Below are 14,806 nucleotides of genomic sequence, written 5' to 3' on the forward strand. Positions count from 1 at the left end.
TTGGAGGATCCTTTATGCTTAAATATATCAACCTTAATAAGCTTAAAAATTTTCAAGAATTAAGACAAACCAATCCTGAAGAACTCAAAAAGACTCTAAGTGAAGATAGAATAAAAAAATATGACATCAAAATAGAAGGACATCAAGTACATTATAACTATGCTACAAAACAAATTAACGAAACTCACTTAAACATATTTCAAAATTTAAGCGATGAAGCAAATCTAATAGAAAAATATAAAGAAATAATCGACGGAAAACATATTAACATTAGTGAAAATAGAAAAGTTCTGCACCATTTAACAAGAGGGCAACTTGGAACAGACGTCATAGAGAATAATGAAAATATGAGGGAATTTTTTGAAAGAGAACTTAAAAGAATTTTTAAATTTGCAAAACAAGTCCAAAATGGATCAATTAAGAGCATAAGTGGAAAAGTCTTTAAAAATGTGGTACAAATCGGAATTGGTGGCTCAAGTCTTGGTCCAAAAGCACTATATACTGCAATCAAAAATTACGCTAAGCAGAAAAATTTACACCTGATGAAAGCCTATTTTATTTCAAATGTTGATCCAGATGAAACAGATGAAGTATTAAGTGAAATAGACCTTCAAGAAACCTTATTTATTATAGTATCAAAAAGCGGAAACACACTAGAGACAGCAGCTAACATGCAATTTTTAATTAAAAAATTAGAAAATAATGGTATCAAAGAATACCAAAAACAAATCATAATCATTACATCAAAGGGAAGTATGTTAGCACTTAAACAGGGATATCTTGAATACTTATTTATGCACGATTCAATTGGTGGAAGATTTTCACCAACCTCAGCTGTTGGACTTACCTTAATTACTCTTTGCTTTACAGAAAAGGTTACAAAAGAAATATTAAAAGGAGCTTGTGAGGTTGACAAAAAAGCATTAAATAAAAACGTAAGAGAAAATGCGCCTCTCTTAGCAGCACTAATTAGTGTATATGAGAGTAATATTCTTAACTACAGTAGCAACTGCATTATTGCATATTCAAAAGCAATGGAAAACTTTTATCTTCATCTGCAGCAACTTGAAATGGAAAGCAATGGGAAAAGTGTAAATAGATTTGGAGAAAAAATTGATTATAAAACAGTAAGAATAATTTGGGGAGGAATTGGAACGGACGTTCAACATTCATTCTTTCAAATGCTTCATCAAGGAACAGATATAGTTCCAATGGATCTAATAGGTTTTAGTGAATCTCAACTAAAAAAGGATAGCACCTTAGAGGGAACATCAAACAACGATAAGTTAAAAGCAAATCTAATAGCCCAAATAATTGCATTCTCTTATGGCAAAGAAGATACAAACAAAAATAAAAACTTTGAAGGTGAAAGACCTTCTGCATTAATATATTCAAAAGAACTTACACCTTATACAGTAGGTGCAATACTATCTCACTACGAAAACAAAGTAATGTTTGAAGGATTTTTACTAAATATAAATTCATTTGACCAAGAGGGAGTTCAACTTGGGAAAGTCATTGCGACTAAGATTTTAAAGGACAATAACTTAAAAGATAAAATAATAAAATCTTATGATAGACTACTTCAATAATAAAAAAGTAACAAAGCTAATTCAAGAATTTATGATTAAAATCATGCTCATTACATTAAAATTTATAAATAAGAGGCAAAAAGGATGAACACAACAATAATATATACACTATTAAATATCACAATCATGCTTACATTAATAGGACTTCTATATTTCCTACATAAAAAACACATCTCATTTACAAAAAGACTATTAGTAGCCTTAGGATTAGGAATAGCCTTTGGTATAACTATGAAACATTGTTATGAATCAGAATCAATAATACTAAAAGAAACTATTGAGTGGATTAATATCTTAGGCACAGGATATATAAGACTCATTAAAATGATGGTAATACCACTTATACTTGTTTCAATAATATCTGCAATAGTAAAACTAACAAATAGCCAAGATATTTGGAAAATGAGCTTATCCGTAATACTTATGCTTATATTTACAGCAGGAATTGCGGCAATAATTGGAATTGGTACCTCTCTCTTCTTTAATCTAACAGCAGAAGGACTTCAATCTGGAGTAGATGAAATTACACAAGGAAAAAAACTAAATCAAGGTCTTGAACGCCTACAAAAAACCCCAATTACACAAAAATTATCAGAACTGATTCCTGAAAATATATTTGCAGATATGGCAGGAACAAGATCAAACTCAACAATTGGAATAGTAATATTTGCTGCCTTAATAGGAATCGTTGCCCTTAAAGTTGCCAAAAAAAAACCAGAATCAATAGAATTTTTTAAACAAATAATATCTACAGTACAAGATTTGACCTCTGGAATGATAATTTTAATTTTAAAATCAACACCTTATGCCATATTAGCAATGATTACAAGAATATCAGCAACAAGTGATATTTCAAGCATAATGAAACTTGGAAAATTTGCACTTGCTTCCTATATTGCCATTGGCATTACAATTTTAATGCACATGACATTAATTGCACTTAATAGGCTAAATCCAATTATCTTCATTAAAAAAGCATGGCCGGTTCTGACATTTGCATTCATATCTCGTTCTAGCGCAGCAACAATACCTGTTAATGTAGAAGTACAAACTAAAAAATTAGGGGTCAGTGAGGGAACTGCAAACCTTGCAAGTGCATTTGGGATATCTATTGGACAAAATGGTTGTGCAGCACTCCATCCTGCAATGTTAGCAATAATGATTGCTCCTACCCAAGGAATAAACCCAATAGATCCTTTATTCCTACTCCAACTTATAGGAATAATAATAATAACCTCATTTGGAGCAGCTGGAGCTGGAGGAGGCGCAACAATATCTTCTTTAATGGTTCTCTCATCAATGAACCTACCCGTTGAACTTGTTGGACTTGTAATATCTATTGAACCTTTAATTGATATGGGTAGAACATCTGTCAATGTCAGCGGTTCAATGGTTGCAGGAATAATAACAGCCAAAAACCTTAATCAACTAGACAGAAATATTTATAACAATCAAAATGAAATAGAAAAATAAGGAATTTTTATGAAAATAATAATTATTGGGGGAACTGCTGCAGGGACTAGTGCTGCTGCAAAAGCAAAACGAACAAATAAAGAATTGAATATCACCATTTATGAAAAAACAAATATTACATCTTTTGGAGCTTGTGGATTACCATATTTCATTGGAGGATTCTTTGATAAACCAAACAACATGATAGCTAGAACACCTTATGAATTTGAACAAAATGGAATATCAGTATTCACTGAACATGAAGTTATGAGAGTAGATATTAAAAATAATACCCTTCAAGTAAAAAACCTTAAAACAAAACAGATATTCAATGATACTTATGATAAATTAATGATTGCAACTGGAGGCAATCCTGTCATTCCACCAATTAGCAATATCCAACTAACTAACTTTTATACTCTAAGAAACATGCAAGATGGAAAAGAAATAAGAGAACTTTTTAAGAAGAAAGACATAAAAGACATAGTAATAATTGGAGCTGGATATATTGGAATTGAAATGGTAGAAGCTGCTAAAGCTTTAGAAAAAAATATAAGAATAATTCAACTAGATAAACGAATACTAACAGAATCGTTTGACAGAGAAATTACTAACATAATGGAAAAAGAATTAATAGAAAACAATGTTCTACTCCACACAGATGAATTTGCAAAAAGCTTAATAGGAAAAGAAAAAGTTGAGGGAATCATTACAAATAAATCCGAATATAAGGCGGATCTTGTAATTCTTTCCACCGGTATCAAACCTGCTACTGAATTCTTAGAAGGTCAACTTGAGACCTTAAAAAATGGTGCAATCATTGTTAACAAATATGGAGAAACCAGTGTAAAAAACATTTTTTCTGCTGGGGATTGCGCCACAATTTATAATCTTGTAAGTAAAAAAAATGATTATATCCCCCTTGCAACAACAGCTAACAAATTAGGAAAAGTAATTGGTGAAAATTTAGCGGGAAGACACGTTGCTTTTAAAGGAACACTAGGATCTGCATCAATTAAAGTCTTATCGCTTGAAGCAGCAAGAGCTGGTCTTACAGAAGAAACTGCTTTAAAACTTGGAATTAAATATAAAACAGTATTTATAAAAGATAAAAACCATACAAACTATTACCCAAATCAAGAAGATTTGTATATTAAACTGATATACAATGAAAAAACAAAAGAAATCATTGGGGCACAAACAATTGGTAAAAATGGAGCTGCAATAAGAATGCATGCATTATCCTTAGCAATTTATTCAAAACTCACAACAAATGAAATTGGAATGATGGATTTTGCATATTCTCCACCATTCTCAAAAACTTGGGATGCATTAAATGTTGCAGGCAATGCAGCAAAATGAATAAAAGAACACTTTAATTACTTTTTTATTTTTTGTTCTTCATACTAAATGGCTGCCCAGTACTTGCAATAACATCCCTCCAGAAAGAACCATTTATATTGACTTTATTTCTGGCAATTACTGCCATTTTTATTGGAATATGTACAAATTTTGTACTCCACAAGCTAATTAATAATTTTGTCTTACCTGCCATAGCAGCATGAACAGCATTGGAACCAAGACGAGCACAATAAAGAGAATCACTAGCATTAGCTGGAGAACTTCTCACAAGATAACTAGGATCAATATACTTAAGATTAATTGAAATATTTTTAGATTTAAAATACGTATTAATCTTATCTTTAATATAAAGTCCAATATCTTCATAAAGTAAGTTACCAGAATCGTCTTTTTTACGGCTACTAGGATCAAAATACTTTTGTCCTGCGCCCTCTGCTATTAATATTACTGCATGGGGCATCTCATCCAAATTCTCTTTTGCCAAAAGTCGTCTTTCAAGATGTTCAAGAAACCCATTAGGCCCCTCAATATCAAAATCTAGTTCTGGAATCAGACAAAAATTAACATCATTAGAAGATAAAGCTGTATGAGCAGCAATAAAACCAGAATCCCTACCCATAACTTTAACAAGACCAATTCCATTATAAGCACTATTTGCCTCAAAGTGAGCACCAGCAACTGCAGCAACTGATTGCTCTACAGCCGTTTCAAATCCAAAAGATTTTTGAACAAACATAAAATCATTATCTATTGTCTTTGGAATACCTACAACAGCAATCCTCAAATTTCTTCTCTCTATTTCCTCAGCAATTAGAACAGAACCTTTTTGTGTCCCATCTCCACCGATATTAAAGAGCATATTAATGCCCATTCTCTCCAAAGTATCAACTATTTCAACAGGTTTAATTCCTCCTCTTGATGAACCAAGTATTGTACCACCAAGTTGATTAATATCATCTACTACATCAGGATTTAGTTTAACAAAATTTAAATTAGACTCTGACAAAAGTCCCTGATATCCAAATTTAAATCCATAAATATTATGCACTCCATATACTTTCCATAAAGTTCTAACAATTGAACGAATAACATCATTAAAACCTGGACAAAGACCTCCACAAGTAGTAATTGCCGCTTTAACATGCTTTGGAATAAAATAAATTTTATGTCTAGGTCCAGCTTTTTCTAAAAAAATATTCTCATATTGATCCCAAGCCTCCTCATTTTTATAAATATTAAATCTAATTTTATTAGCCTCAGCAGTAAAATGAATATGACTCTCATCAGCATAAAAATTAATTAAAGGATTATCTTGTTTACATTCTCCTAAATTTTCTATTTTAAAATCTAAATTCTTATTCCTAAGTCTATGCATTAAGTTGCTCCTCCACAATAAGTATTATTATAATTATAAGTATTGTTATAATTAAATTAATTTCTAATAAATTGACTTTGATCCTTAATCATATCGTATATATCATCATAAATATAAGGTGAACCTTCAACAGGAGACTTAATTAAATTACCTGCAATAAACTCAAAATACTTATTGAGCTTTGAATTCTTATCAAAATCAATAAATGGAATTCTATTATTAACAGATTCTCTAAAACTCTTTGCAAACGGAATAAAACCAATAAATTCTACTGGTATATTAATATTATTTTTAACAACATTGATTAAATTTTCACACATAGCTATTTCTTCACTAGATTCTATCCTATTTAGTACAACTCTAGGATAAAAACTGTTCATCATCTTTTTTATCTTAAGTGACGAACTTAAAGATATGACTTCAATTCCTGTAACTAAATCCTTAAACTTAACGTTTGTACCTTCTATTTTATTTTTAAAAAAATTACTAATATATTCACGTTCAGCACTCTTTGGGGGGAACCCCAGATATAAAAGCCGATAGAGTGCATTTTTCAAAAAAGAATAAGCGTTAAGTATGGAAGGAGTTTCTGGAACAGTAACGATTATACCACTGTAAGCTGATAAATAAAAATCCACTGTATTATAAGATGTACCTGAACCTAAATCTATAAAAACAAAATCAGCAACAAGATCTCTTTGAATCGAGTCTATTATTCTTTTTTTTATAGAAAAAGGAATATTGGCTGTTCCCGTATAAAGAGCATCTCCTGGAACCAGATAAAGCTTTTTATAAGGTGTTTTAATAATTAAACTTGAAAAATCTTTTCCACGCTTATTAATAAAGGACCCTATTCCAACACCAGTATTCTTAACTCCTAAACAAGTATGCAGATTAGACCCACCAAGGTCAAGATCGACAAGTATTACAGTTTTACCTAAACATGAAAGTTTATAACCAATATTAGCAACAAAAGATGTTTTTCCAACACCTCCTTTTCCACTTGCAACAGGAATAATCTTAGTCATCTCAAAATCCTATTAATCATCTTTCCTATCTTCACTAAACTTTTTCATGAAATTAAAAAACCTTAAAAATCCTAATTTTTTGGAATTTTTCGTGTAAGAAGCATCCTCTGATTTAGAAACTGATATTAAATCTTTAATTAAATCCTTATTATTTGTAAAATTCTCAATTTTATCAGGCTTACCACAAATTACAATTTTATCATCCTTTAAGAAAAAATAATCACCATCTACAAACTCATACCTAGAATTGCTTAAATTTCTAACAGCAATAACAGTAATGCCCTTCTCCCTTCTCAAGTCAGCCTCAAGAAGAGTTTTTCCTACATACTCTTTAGGAATAATAGTCTCAGCAACAATGATATCATGACCAACAATACTGTACGTTGAAAGATTAGGCGATACTAATAGTGGAGTTAACCTTCTTGCAGCATCCTTACTTGGAAATATAATTTTTGTAGCACCAAGAGTTTTTAATATCTCAGCATCATCCCTATCTTCAGTCTTAACACATATCTCTTTAACACCTAAAAGATTACAATAATGAGTAACAAGAGCACTCTTCCCAAGATCATTATCAAAATCAATAATAACAGCATCAGTATCTATAGGTATAATTTTTTTCAAAGTATTTTTAGTAAATTGGTCCAAAATAAAGCTTTCTGTAGAAATAACATCATATTCCTCAACCAATTCCTTTGAAGTGTCAACAATAATAATTTGGCAATCAAGTTTACTTAAATTTTCAAGAACATGAATCCCTAAATTACTAAGACCAATAATAACAAACGTTTTCATTCTTTCCTAACCTACCAAAATGTCTTGTCTTGGTCTTGTAAATTCTTCAAAACGAGATTTTCGTGAAACAAAAATTGCCATAGAAAAAAGTCCTATCCGACCTGCAAACATAGTAAAAATTATAATTACTTTACCTAAAAATGACAAATCCTGCGTAACACCAACTGACAAACCAACAGTACCAAAGGCAGAAAAAACTTCATATCCCAAATCAATAACTCTCCATTTTCCACCACTCTCAGAAGCAAGAATAACAAAAAATGAAAAACACAAAATAAAAACAGCCCTTACAAAAAATAAAAGTGCAAATCTTATGCTATCAATTGAAACTTTGTAAGAACCAATAATATAACCATTACCATCCTGCGATTTTATTACCGCAAGAATAATTAAAAAAAAGGTAGTAATCTTAATACCCCCAGCAGTTGAACCTGGAGCACCACCAATGAACATGAATGGCAACGAAAGCATTTGGGTTCTACTTGTGATAAGAGAATTATCAAGATAATTAAAACCAGCAGTCCTTGTGCTTATTGAATAAAATATTGAATTAAATATGAGAGTCCCAAGTGAATAACCTTCCTTAAGTTTATGCATTTCTGAGAAAAAAAATAAAATTGTACCTAAAATAATCAAAAAGAAACTCAGTAAAAAAACAATTTTAGCATGAAGAGACAACTTTTTCCGATATTTAATAGTATTCGTAATATCACGATATACCATAAACCCAAGTCCTCCACAAATAATCAAAACAGCAATAACAACTATTGCCTCAGGAACATCACGCCAAGCATAAATACTCTCAGAATGCATAGAAAATCCTGCATTACAAAAAGCTGAAATTGTTGTAAATAAAGCTTCAAGTAATGAAATATTAACACCTCGAAGTTTAAAACACACTAATATCAATAATACCCCAATTAATTCAATTAAAAAAGTTACAAAAAGTATACTTTTCAAAATCTTAACAGGATTATACTCAATATTTGAAAGAGAATATTGTTTAATTATCCGAGCATCGGCTAAGTTCAACTTACGCTTAGGAATAAGCAAATAAAAAGTAGCAATTGTTATAAAACCAAGTCCCCCAAACTGAATCAATAACATTATGATGATAAAACCAAAAGTAGAAAAATTTTCCATATTAACGGTAACAAGGCCTGTAATACTAACAGCAGATACAGATGTAAACAAAACATCTATGTACTCTAATTTTTTTTCACCATTCCAAGCAATAGGCAATGACAATAATAGAGAGCCTAGGAACATAATCAAAATAAAATAACTGAAAAGAAAAAACCTATCACTAAACTCAAATTTCAACATAAACAAATAAAATATAACAAAGCATATAAGATTATCATCATCAAAATTACAGATCATTGAAATATTACCATAATTTTATTATTTTTAATACATGTTTGAAATTGAATTAAAAGCTTTTATTCCTAAAAATGAACTTAAAGAAATTTTAAAATTGGCTAATCAAAAATTCAAATTTATCAAAGAAGAAATCAAAGATGATACCTATTACTGTAACACAGAAAAAATAATTAGAATAAGAAAATTTAACACTTCTGAAGAAATTGTAACCTTTAAAACTAAATTTTTAGAAAATGACATAGAAATAAACAAGGAAATTGAATTTAAAGTAGACCAAATCAAAAATTTTATATCTTTTCTAGAAGAAATGAATTTTAAATTTTTATACAAAAAAACAAAAAAAAGTCTAATTTATAAAAAAGAAAATTTAAACATAGAAATTAATGAAATTGAAAATCTTGGTTTTTTTTTAGAAATCGAAAAAATAATTTATGATAAGAATGAATTAAATCTTGCCAAGACAGAAATTTACAAAACAATAAAAGAATTCAAATTACAAAACAATATTGAAAAAAAATCCTATTTTGAACTAATACTAGCTAATCAATCTAAAGTATAAAACTTTAAAATCTAAGCTCAAATATGACAATATAAACCCTTTATCTTGATATTTTGCAAACTGGGGATTACAAACAGATTTTTGAAAAATTTCAGATTCATTAAAAAAATACCAAGTATTATCATCAAAATAAATAAGCCTGATATCATTACCATCTTCAAAAATTAAAAACAAATCATTCCTATAACTTAAAATATCACTAGTTATTCCATCAACCTTAATATTTGGACTTATATTTTGCCACTTATCGTATTGCAATGTAGATACACTCACAATAGGTCTATCCTTTGTTATATAACTTAAAACAACTTGGTCAAAGTTAAAATTAGAAAGAATTTTGACAGAATTTGCTACATTTGCAGACTGAATATTTGCATTTTTCCAAGTCTTACCACTATTAATAATAAACTCAAAATTAACATAATCATTTACTTTATAATTATAAAAAATCCCCAGAAAAGGTTCAGAAATAATACCAATACTTGAAACATCATCAACATCAGCATTACCTTTAGACACATAAGAATCCATGACACTATTCCAAATGTTACTATATCCTTTATTTGCAACAAAGTCTACTTTATATTCACTGCCAATTTTCTTCAAGTAAGCTACATACAAATTATCTCTCTTATCAATGCTAATATTTACCAAAAATCCAATATTCTCCCTAAATTTGGGACTAATATCAATCCACTTTCGACTATTAAATTTCTTGACTATAAGTTCACTAGAAAAATCACTGGTATTCTTAGTCGTAAATACAACGTATAATTCTCCTTTAGAATTAATTGCAAAATCAAAACACGCAATATCAGTAATATTATCATTAACAGCACTACTTATATCAAACCAACCAATATTTTCAATAAATGACGAAATCTTAATATCATCATTACCTTCTATCTGATAAGCAAGATAAATACTGCGATTATAAGTCCTTAAAATATATCTTTTAAGCTTTGAGCCTAATTGAAAGGTTGGTAAATCTTTTAATAAAAAAATTTTATCTTTTTTATTTATACCAGATATTTTAGCTCTTAAAGAGCTATCACTTATTATAGGCAAATCTAAATCAGTAAGGACAAAATCAATATTTACATCCTCAGATGTGACATAGATCACAGCATAAAGAATATCTTTATTCAATTTAAGCTTGACATCTTTTTTTCTTATCTTATCTGTGATATATTTTTTATTAAAAATGTCATATACTATATAAACAAAATTTGAACCTGAAGAAACATCAAAAGTTAAAATGTAGTTAGAAGATTTGCTAACCTTTAGATAAATACTTCCCTTTCCACTTTCACTTGAAATGCTTAAAGGCTTAACTTCTGTTAACATTTGCGTTAACTGAGCATGAGAATAAAAACCAATTAGTAACCAAATAAATATTAATAATACATTACTTCTCATACTTGCTAAGATACAAAAATATCACAACATAATCAATTAATGATATGACAGTTAGAAAGGCAGACATAGCATATATCATTCCAACAATAAAAGAAAAATTAAAATCTAGATTTAAAATTGAACTAATAAAATTATTAATCAATGTAGTAATTCTCAACTTGTTTAAACTATAAAAAAAAAGACTAGTAAATGTTGCAACAGCATAAAATAACGACTTTATTTTACCCAAAAATTTAGCTTGTTGAACTATATTAAACTGAATAATTAAATTCCTAACAAAACCAACAGAAAGCTCACGGTATATAAATATCATAAAAAAATAATATGGTGTAATCCCTTTATAAAAGAAAAAGGCAAAATATGTTAAATGTTGCAACACATCTGCATAAGGATCTAAAATCTTGCCTACATCACTAACCAAACTATATTTTCTAGCAATATACCCATCAATAACATCTGTTATTTCATTAAAAATAATTAAAAACCAAATAAGAATTAAAAATAAATAAGAATTCCAAAGATCTTCAAGAGATAATATAAATAAGATAACAAAAGATAATATAATTCTAAAAAAAGTTATTTTATTTGGAGTTATTATACTTTTACTATTCAAACTATAAAATCTCCTTATTAGATATCTTTAATTTCACAAATTCAAGTGCTTCTTTAAGTTCAAGTTCATTAATCTGTTCATTTGTCCTGGTTCTAATCGAAATTTTTCTCTCTACTACCTCTTTTTTTCCCACAATAAACATATAAGGAACTTTTTGAGATTGATATTGTCTAATTTTTGCATTCATCCTCATATTGCAATCATTATCAAGTTTTATTCTAATTCCTTCATTTTTAAAACAAGACAATACCTCCAACGCATACTCTTCTACAATATTGTTTACAGGAATAATTACAACTTGAAGAGGTGCCAACCACACAGGAAATGCACCACCATAATGTTCTACCAAAATTCCAAAAAATCTTTCAATAGAACCAAAAAGAGCCCTATGAATCATAAAAGGTTGTCTCTCTCTACCATCTTCTGCTATATAAGTCATATTAAATCTTGCAGGAAGATTAAAATCAAATTGAATTGTACTCATCTGCCATTCTCTCCCAAGAGAATCTATTATTTTAAGATCAATCTTAGGTCCATAAAAAGCTCCACCTCCCTCATCAATATCATAATCAATACTTAAATTAATCAAAGCTTCCTTTAAGACTTCTACAGACATTATCCAATCATCCTCATCCCCTACAGATTTTTTCGGCTTTGTCGAGAGATATGCTTTTAAAGTAGTAAATCCAAATTTATTCCACATATAAAGAGCAAATCTTAAAACTTCCTGAACCTCAAACCTAACTTGATCATAAGTACATATAATGTGTGCATCATCTTGGGTAAATCCTCTAACACGCATAGTACCATGAAGAGCACCTATCTTTTCATAACGATAAACCGTACCAAGTTCAGCCCACCTAAATGGCAAATCTCTATAAGAATGCCTACCGGTATTATAAATCGCAATATGAAATGGACAATTCATAGGCTTAACATAATAATTACTCTTATCCATCTCCATTTTCTCAAACATGCTTTCTTTATAAAAATCTAAATGCCCAGAAGTTTCCCAAAGCCAAGATTTGCCAACATGAGGCGTAAAAAGTATGTCATAACCATTCTTAAAATGCTCTTCTCTCCAAAAATCTTCTATTAAAGCTCTTATTCTAGCACCATTTGGATGAAAAAATATAAGACCAGGTCCTATTGCTTCATGAACAGAAAACAAATTAAGTTCTCGACCAAGTTTTCTATGATCTCGTCTTTTTATCTCTTCTTGCAATTTAAGATATGCTCTTAAGTCCTTTTCATTGTTCCATAAAGTCCCATAAATACGAGTAAGCATCTTATTTTTTTCATCGCCACGCCAATAAGCACCTGCAATACTAATTAACTTAAATGCCTTTGGATCAATTTTTCCCATATTATCAATATGAGGACCTTTACAAAGGTCAGTAAAATTATGACTTTTATATATTGAAATCTCATCTGCAATATCAAGTTCTTGAATTAAATCAATCTTATAAGGTTCATCTTTGAAAAGTACTAAAGCCTCTTCTTTAGTTATCACTTCCTTTACAAAATAACTCCCTGTCTTTAGAATCTCTCTCATCTTTTGTTCTATTAACAAAAGATCATCTTCTGTAATATGTTTTTCAAAATCAAAATCATAATAAAACCCATCTTTAATCGGAGGGCCTATAGCAATCTTAGTATTTGGAAATAACTCAATTACAGCTTCTGCCATAACATGTGCAATAGAATGTCTTTTTTTATAAAGAACATCCTCTTTATCTAATTTTTCACTCATAATAACACCTTACAAAATCTAAGATTCTAAATTAGAATATCATAATAAATTTAAGAACTAACCACAGTTATAGATAAACAATGAATCTACTCAATACAATATACAAAAAAATTTAGTAAAAAAACAGACAAAACAAAAAATGCAATAAAATTTCCTAATCCATAGTAACTATAGACTCAATATTAAAATAAAGAGCCATAGCCAAAAAGAAAGTAATAGTAGATGAACCACCATAAGATAAAAAAGGCAAAGGAATGCCTGTAATTGGCAAAAGCCCTAAAGACATACCAATATTAAAAGAGGTATGAAAAAACAAAAGACCCAATACACCAGCAAGTACCAAAGACATATATCTATCTTTACTTTTATTCATTATTATTAAAATCCTAAAAAAAATAAAAAAAAATAACATCAAAACTACACTAACTCCCAAAAAGCCAAATTCTTCAGCAAGAATTGAAAAAATAAAATCTGTACTTTGAGATGGAACATAATTTGCATGAGTGTAAGGACCTTTTAAAAATCCCTTACCGAACATACCTCCAGAACCAATAGCAATTTTTACTTGATTTAAATTCCAACCAGCCCCTTTAAGATCAATATTTGGATCTAAGAAAACCAAAAATCTTTTAATTTGATAAGGTTTCATGAACTTTGACAAAAATTTAGAAAAAAAAGCCGCAATTAGTAAAATTGAACTCATAAATAATATATAAAAATAAACAAGTCTAATACTGAAATTATACTTTGAAACAAAAAAACCTATAGCAGAAGACAAAAATACCAAAATCAATACTAAAAAAGCTAATTGAAAATAAAAATTATTAGAAAAAATCAAATACAATACATTTCCCATATCTGCCTTGTATTCATACCAAACAGGCAGTACCACAAAAAGAAATGAAAAAAATCCCGTTAATGCAAAATACAAAATATAGTGTATATCTATGCCAGCAAAAAAGGAAATAAATATAAACATATTCAAGTAAACTACAGCAGTACCAAAATCAGGCTGTAAAAACACAAATAAAATAACAGGAACAATTAAAATAAAAGCAAAAAGAAAAACAAAAAAATTATGATATTCATTCTTACTACTATAGAACTTAGCAAGAGTCAAAATACTAATAATCTTACCAAACTCTGAAGGTTGTCCACCTAATTTCCAAATTCCAATCCAAGATTTAGCTCCATTAACAGTAACACCAAAAAGCGCAGTAAAAACTAAAGAAGCAATCAATAAAAAATACAAAGGATAGATCATACCATGTATGATCTTAAGATCATATTTTCCTATTATAAAAATTATACAAAATCCACCAAAAATCCATACAATTTGTTTGATATATTCAATCTTCATCAAAGAACCATTAGAAGTATAATCACTAGAATATATAAGCAAAACCCCAATAAAAGATATTATTACCAAACTAAATAATGTTAAACTATCATAACTTTTTCTAAAAACAGCCATT

12 protein-coding genes are annotated in these 14,806 nt (G+C 29.0%); 4 read left to right on the plus strand and 8 right to left on the minus strand.

Annotation, left to right across the window (positions count from 1 at the left end; genetic code table 11):
• The first annotated feature begins 14 nt into the window (after positions 1-14).
• The 3 genes from QMG63_RS00730 to QMG63_RS00740 all read left to right on the plus strand — a co-directional run bounded on the left by QMG63_RS00730 (position 15) and on the right by QMG63_RS00740 (position 4,406).
• Positions 15-1,592: a glucose-6-phosphate isomerase gene (locus QMG63_RS00730; protein WP_281860851.1), complete on the plus strand. Its 1,578-nt coding sequence runs from the start codon at positions 15-17 to the stop codon at positions 1,590-1,592.
• Positions 1,593-1,676: 84 nt separating this feature from the next.
• Positions 1,677-3,065 carry an L-cystine transporter gene (locus QMG63_RS00735; RefSeq protein WP_281860853.1) on the plus strand — a complete coding sequence of 463 codons (1,389 nt, stop codon included), beginning with the start codon at positions 1,677-1,679 and terminating at the stop codon, positions 3,063-3,065.
• A gap of 9 nt (positions 3,066-3,074) precedes the next feature.
• Positions 3,075-4,406: a CoA-disulfide reductase gene (locus tag QMG63_RS00740; protein ID WP_281860855.1), complete on the plus strand. Its 1,332-nt coding sequence runs from the start codon at positions 3,075-3,077 to the stop codon at positions 4,404-4,406.
• A gap of 25 nt (positions 4,407-4,431) precedes the next feature.
• On the opposite strand, the gene QMG63_RS00745 is transcribed toward QMG63_RS00740, so the two are convergent.
• From QMG63_RS00745 to QMG63_RS00760, 4 genes are read right to left on the minus strand one after another with little or no spacing between them, the layout of a single operon-like run.
• Positions 4,432-5,781 (minus strand): ATP-dependent 6-phosphofructokinase, encoded by a 1,350-nt coding sequence (locus tag QMG63_RS00745; RefSeq protein WP_281860857.1) that lies wholly within the window; start codon positions 5,779-5,781, stop codon positions 4,432-4,434.
• A gap of 56 nt (positions 5,782-5,837) precedes the next feature.
• Entirely contained in the window at positions 5,838-6,809 is a 972-nt protein-coding gene (locus QMG63_RS00750; RefSeq protein WP_281860859.1) for a nucleotide-binding protein, read from the minus strand.
• 12 nt (positions 6,810-6,821) lie between these two features.
• Complete coding sequence (locus QMG63_RS00755; protein ID WP_281860862.1) at positions 6,822-7,604, minus strand: potassium channel family protein; 783 nt, start codon at positions 7,602-7,604, stop codon at positions 6,822-6,824.
• Positions 7,605-7,610: 6 nt separating this feature from the next.
• Positions 7,611-8,930, minus strand: coding sequence for a TrkH family potassium uptake protein (locus QMG63_RS00760; protein ID WP_281862057.1), 1,320 nt, complete (start codon positions 8,928-8,930; stop codon positions 7,611-7,613).
• Positions 8,931-9,021: 91 nt separating this feature from the next.
• On the opposite strand from QMG63_RS00760, the gene cyaB reads away from it, so the two are divergent.
• Complete coding sequence (gene cyaB, locus QMG63_RS00765; RefSeq protein ID WP_281860864.1) at positions 9,022-9,546, plus strand: class IV adenylate cyclase; 525 nt, start codon at positions 9,022-9,024, stop codon at positions 9,544-9,546.
• On the opposite strand, the gene QMG63_RS00770 is transcribed toward cyaB, so the two are convergent.
• The 4 genes from QMG63_RS00770 to rodA form a co-directional block, all read right to left on the minus strand.
• A complete protein-coding gene (locus QMG63_RS00770; protein WP_281860866.1) occupies positions 9,523-10,965 on the minus strand; it encodes a hypothetical protein in 1,443 nt (480 codons plus the stop codon). The two genes, cyaB and QMG63_RS00770, sit on opposite strands and share 24 nt — an antisense overlap.
• Positions 10,955-11,578: a CDP-diacylglycerol--glycerol-3-phosphate 3-phosphatidyltransferase gene (gene pgsA / locus QMG63_RS00775; RefSeq protein WP_281860869.1), complete on the minus strand. Its 624-nt coding sequence runs from the start codon at positions 11,576-11,578 to the stop codon at positions 10,955-10,957. The genes QMG63_RS00770 and pgsA overlap by 11 nt, the downstream gene beginning before the upstream one ends.
• Before the next feature lies 1 nt (position 11,579).
• Positions 11,580-13,331 carry a threonine--tRNA ligase gene (gene thrS, locus QMG63_RS00780; protein ID WP_281860870.1) on the minus strand — a complete coding sequence of 584 codons (1,752 nt, stop codon included), beginning with the start codon at positions 13,329-13,331 and terminating at the stop codon, positions 11,580-11,582.
• A gap of 154 nt (positions 13,332-13,485) precedes the next feature.
• Positions 13,486-14,805, minus strand: a complete 1,320-nt coding sequence (gene rodA, locus QMG63_RS00785; RefSeq protein WP_281860872.1) for a rod shape-determining protein RodA — start codon at positions 14,803-14,805, stop codon at positions 13,486-13,488.
• Between the last annotated feature and the right edge of the window lies 1 nt (position 14,806).

Source organism: Candidatus Borrelia fainii, assembly GCF_027925085.1.
Classification (GTDB): Bacteria; Spirochaetota; Spirochaetia; order Borreliales; family Borreliaceae; genus Borrelia; species Borrelia turicatae.

Excerpts from the sequence above, each read along its gene's own strand:
- QMG63_RS00730 (WP_281860851.1), top strand. The coding sequence starts at position 15 with ATGCTTAAATATATCAACCTTAATAAGCTTAAAAATTTTCAAGAATTA.
- QMG63_RS00735 (WP_281860853.1), top strand. The coding sequence starts at position 1,677 with ATGAACACAACAATAATATATACACTATTAAATATCACAATCATGCTT.
- QMG63_RS00740 (WP_281860855.1), top strand. The coding sequence starts at position 3,075 with ATGAAAATAATAATTATTGGGGGAACTGCTGCAGGGACTAGTGCTGCT.
- QMG63_RS00745 (WP_281860857.1), bottom strand. The coding sequence starts at position 5,781 with ATGCATAGACTTAGGAATAAGAATTTAGATTTTAAAATAGAAAATTTA.
- QMG63_RS00750 (WP_281860859.1), bottom strand. The coding sequence starts at position 6,809 with ATGACTAAGATTATTCCTGTTGCAAGTGGAAAAGGAGGTGTTGGAAAA.
- QMG63_RS00755 (WP_281860862.1), bottom strand. The coding sequence starts at position 7,604 with ATGAAAACGTTTGTTATTATTGGTCTTAGTAATTTAGGGATTCATGTT.
- QMG63_RS00760 (WP_281862057.1), bottom strand. The coding sequence starts at position 8,930 with ATGTTGAAATTTGAGTTTAGTGATAGGTTTTTTCTTTTCAGTTATTTT.
- cyaB (WP_281860864.1), top strand. The coding sequence starts at position 9,022 with ATGTTTGAAATTGAATTAAAAGCTTTTATTCCTAAAAATGAACTTAAA.
- QMG63_RS00770 (WP_281860866.1), bottom strand. The coding sequence starts at position 10,965 with ATGAGAAGTAATGTATTATTAATATTTATTTGGTTACTAATTGGTTTT.
- thrS (WP_281860870.1), bottom strand. The coding sequence starts at position 13,331 with ATGAGTGAAAAATTAGATAAAGAGGATGTTCTTTATAAAAAAAGACAT.
- rodA (WP_281860872.1), bottom strand. The coding sequence starts at position 14,805 with ATGGCTGTTTTTAGAAAAAGTTATGATAGTTTAACATTATTTAGTTTG.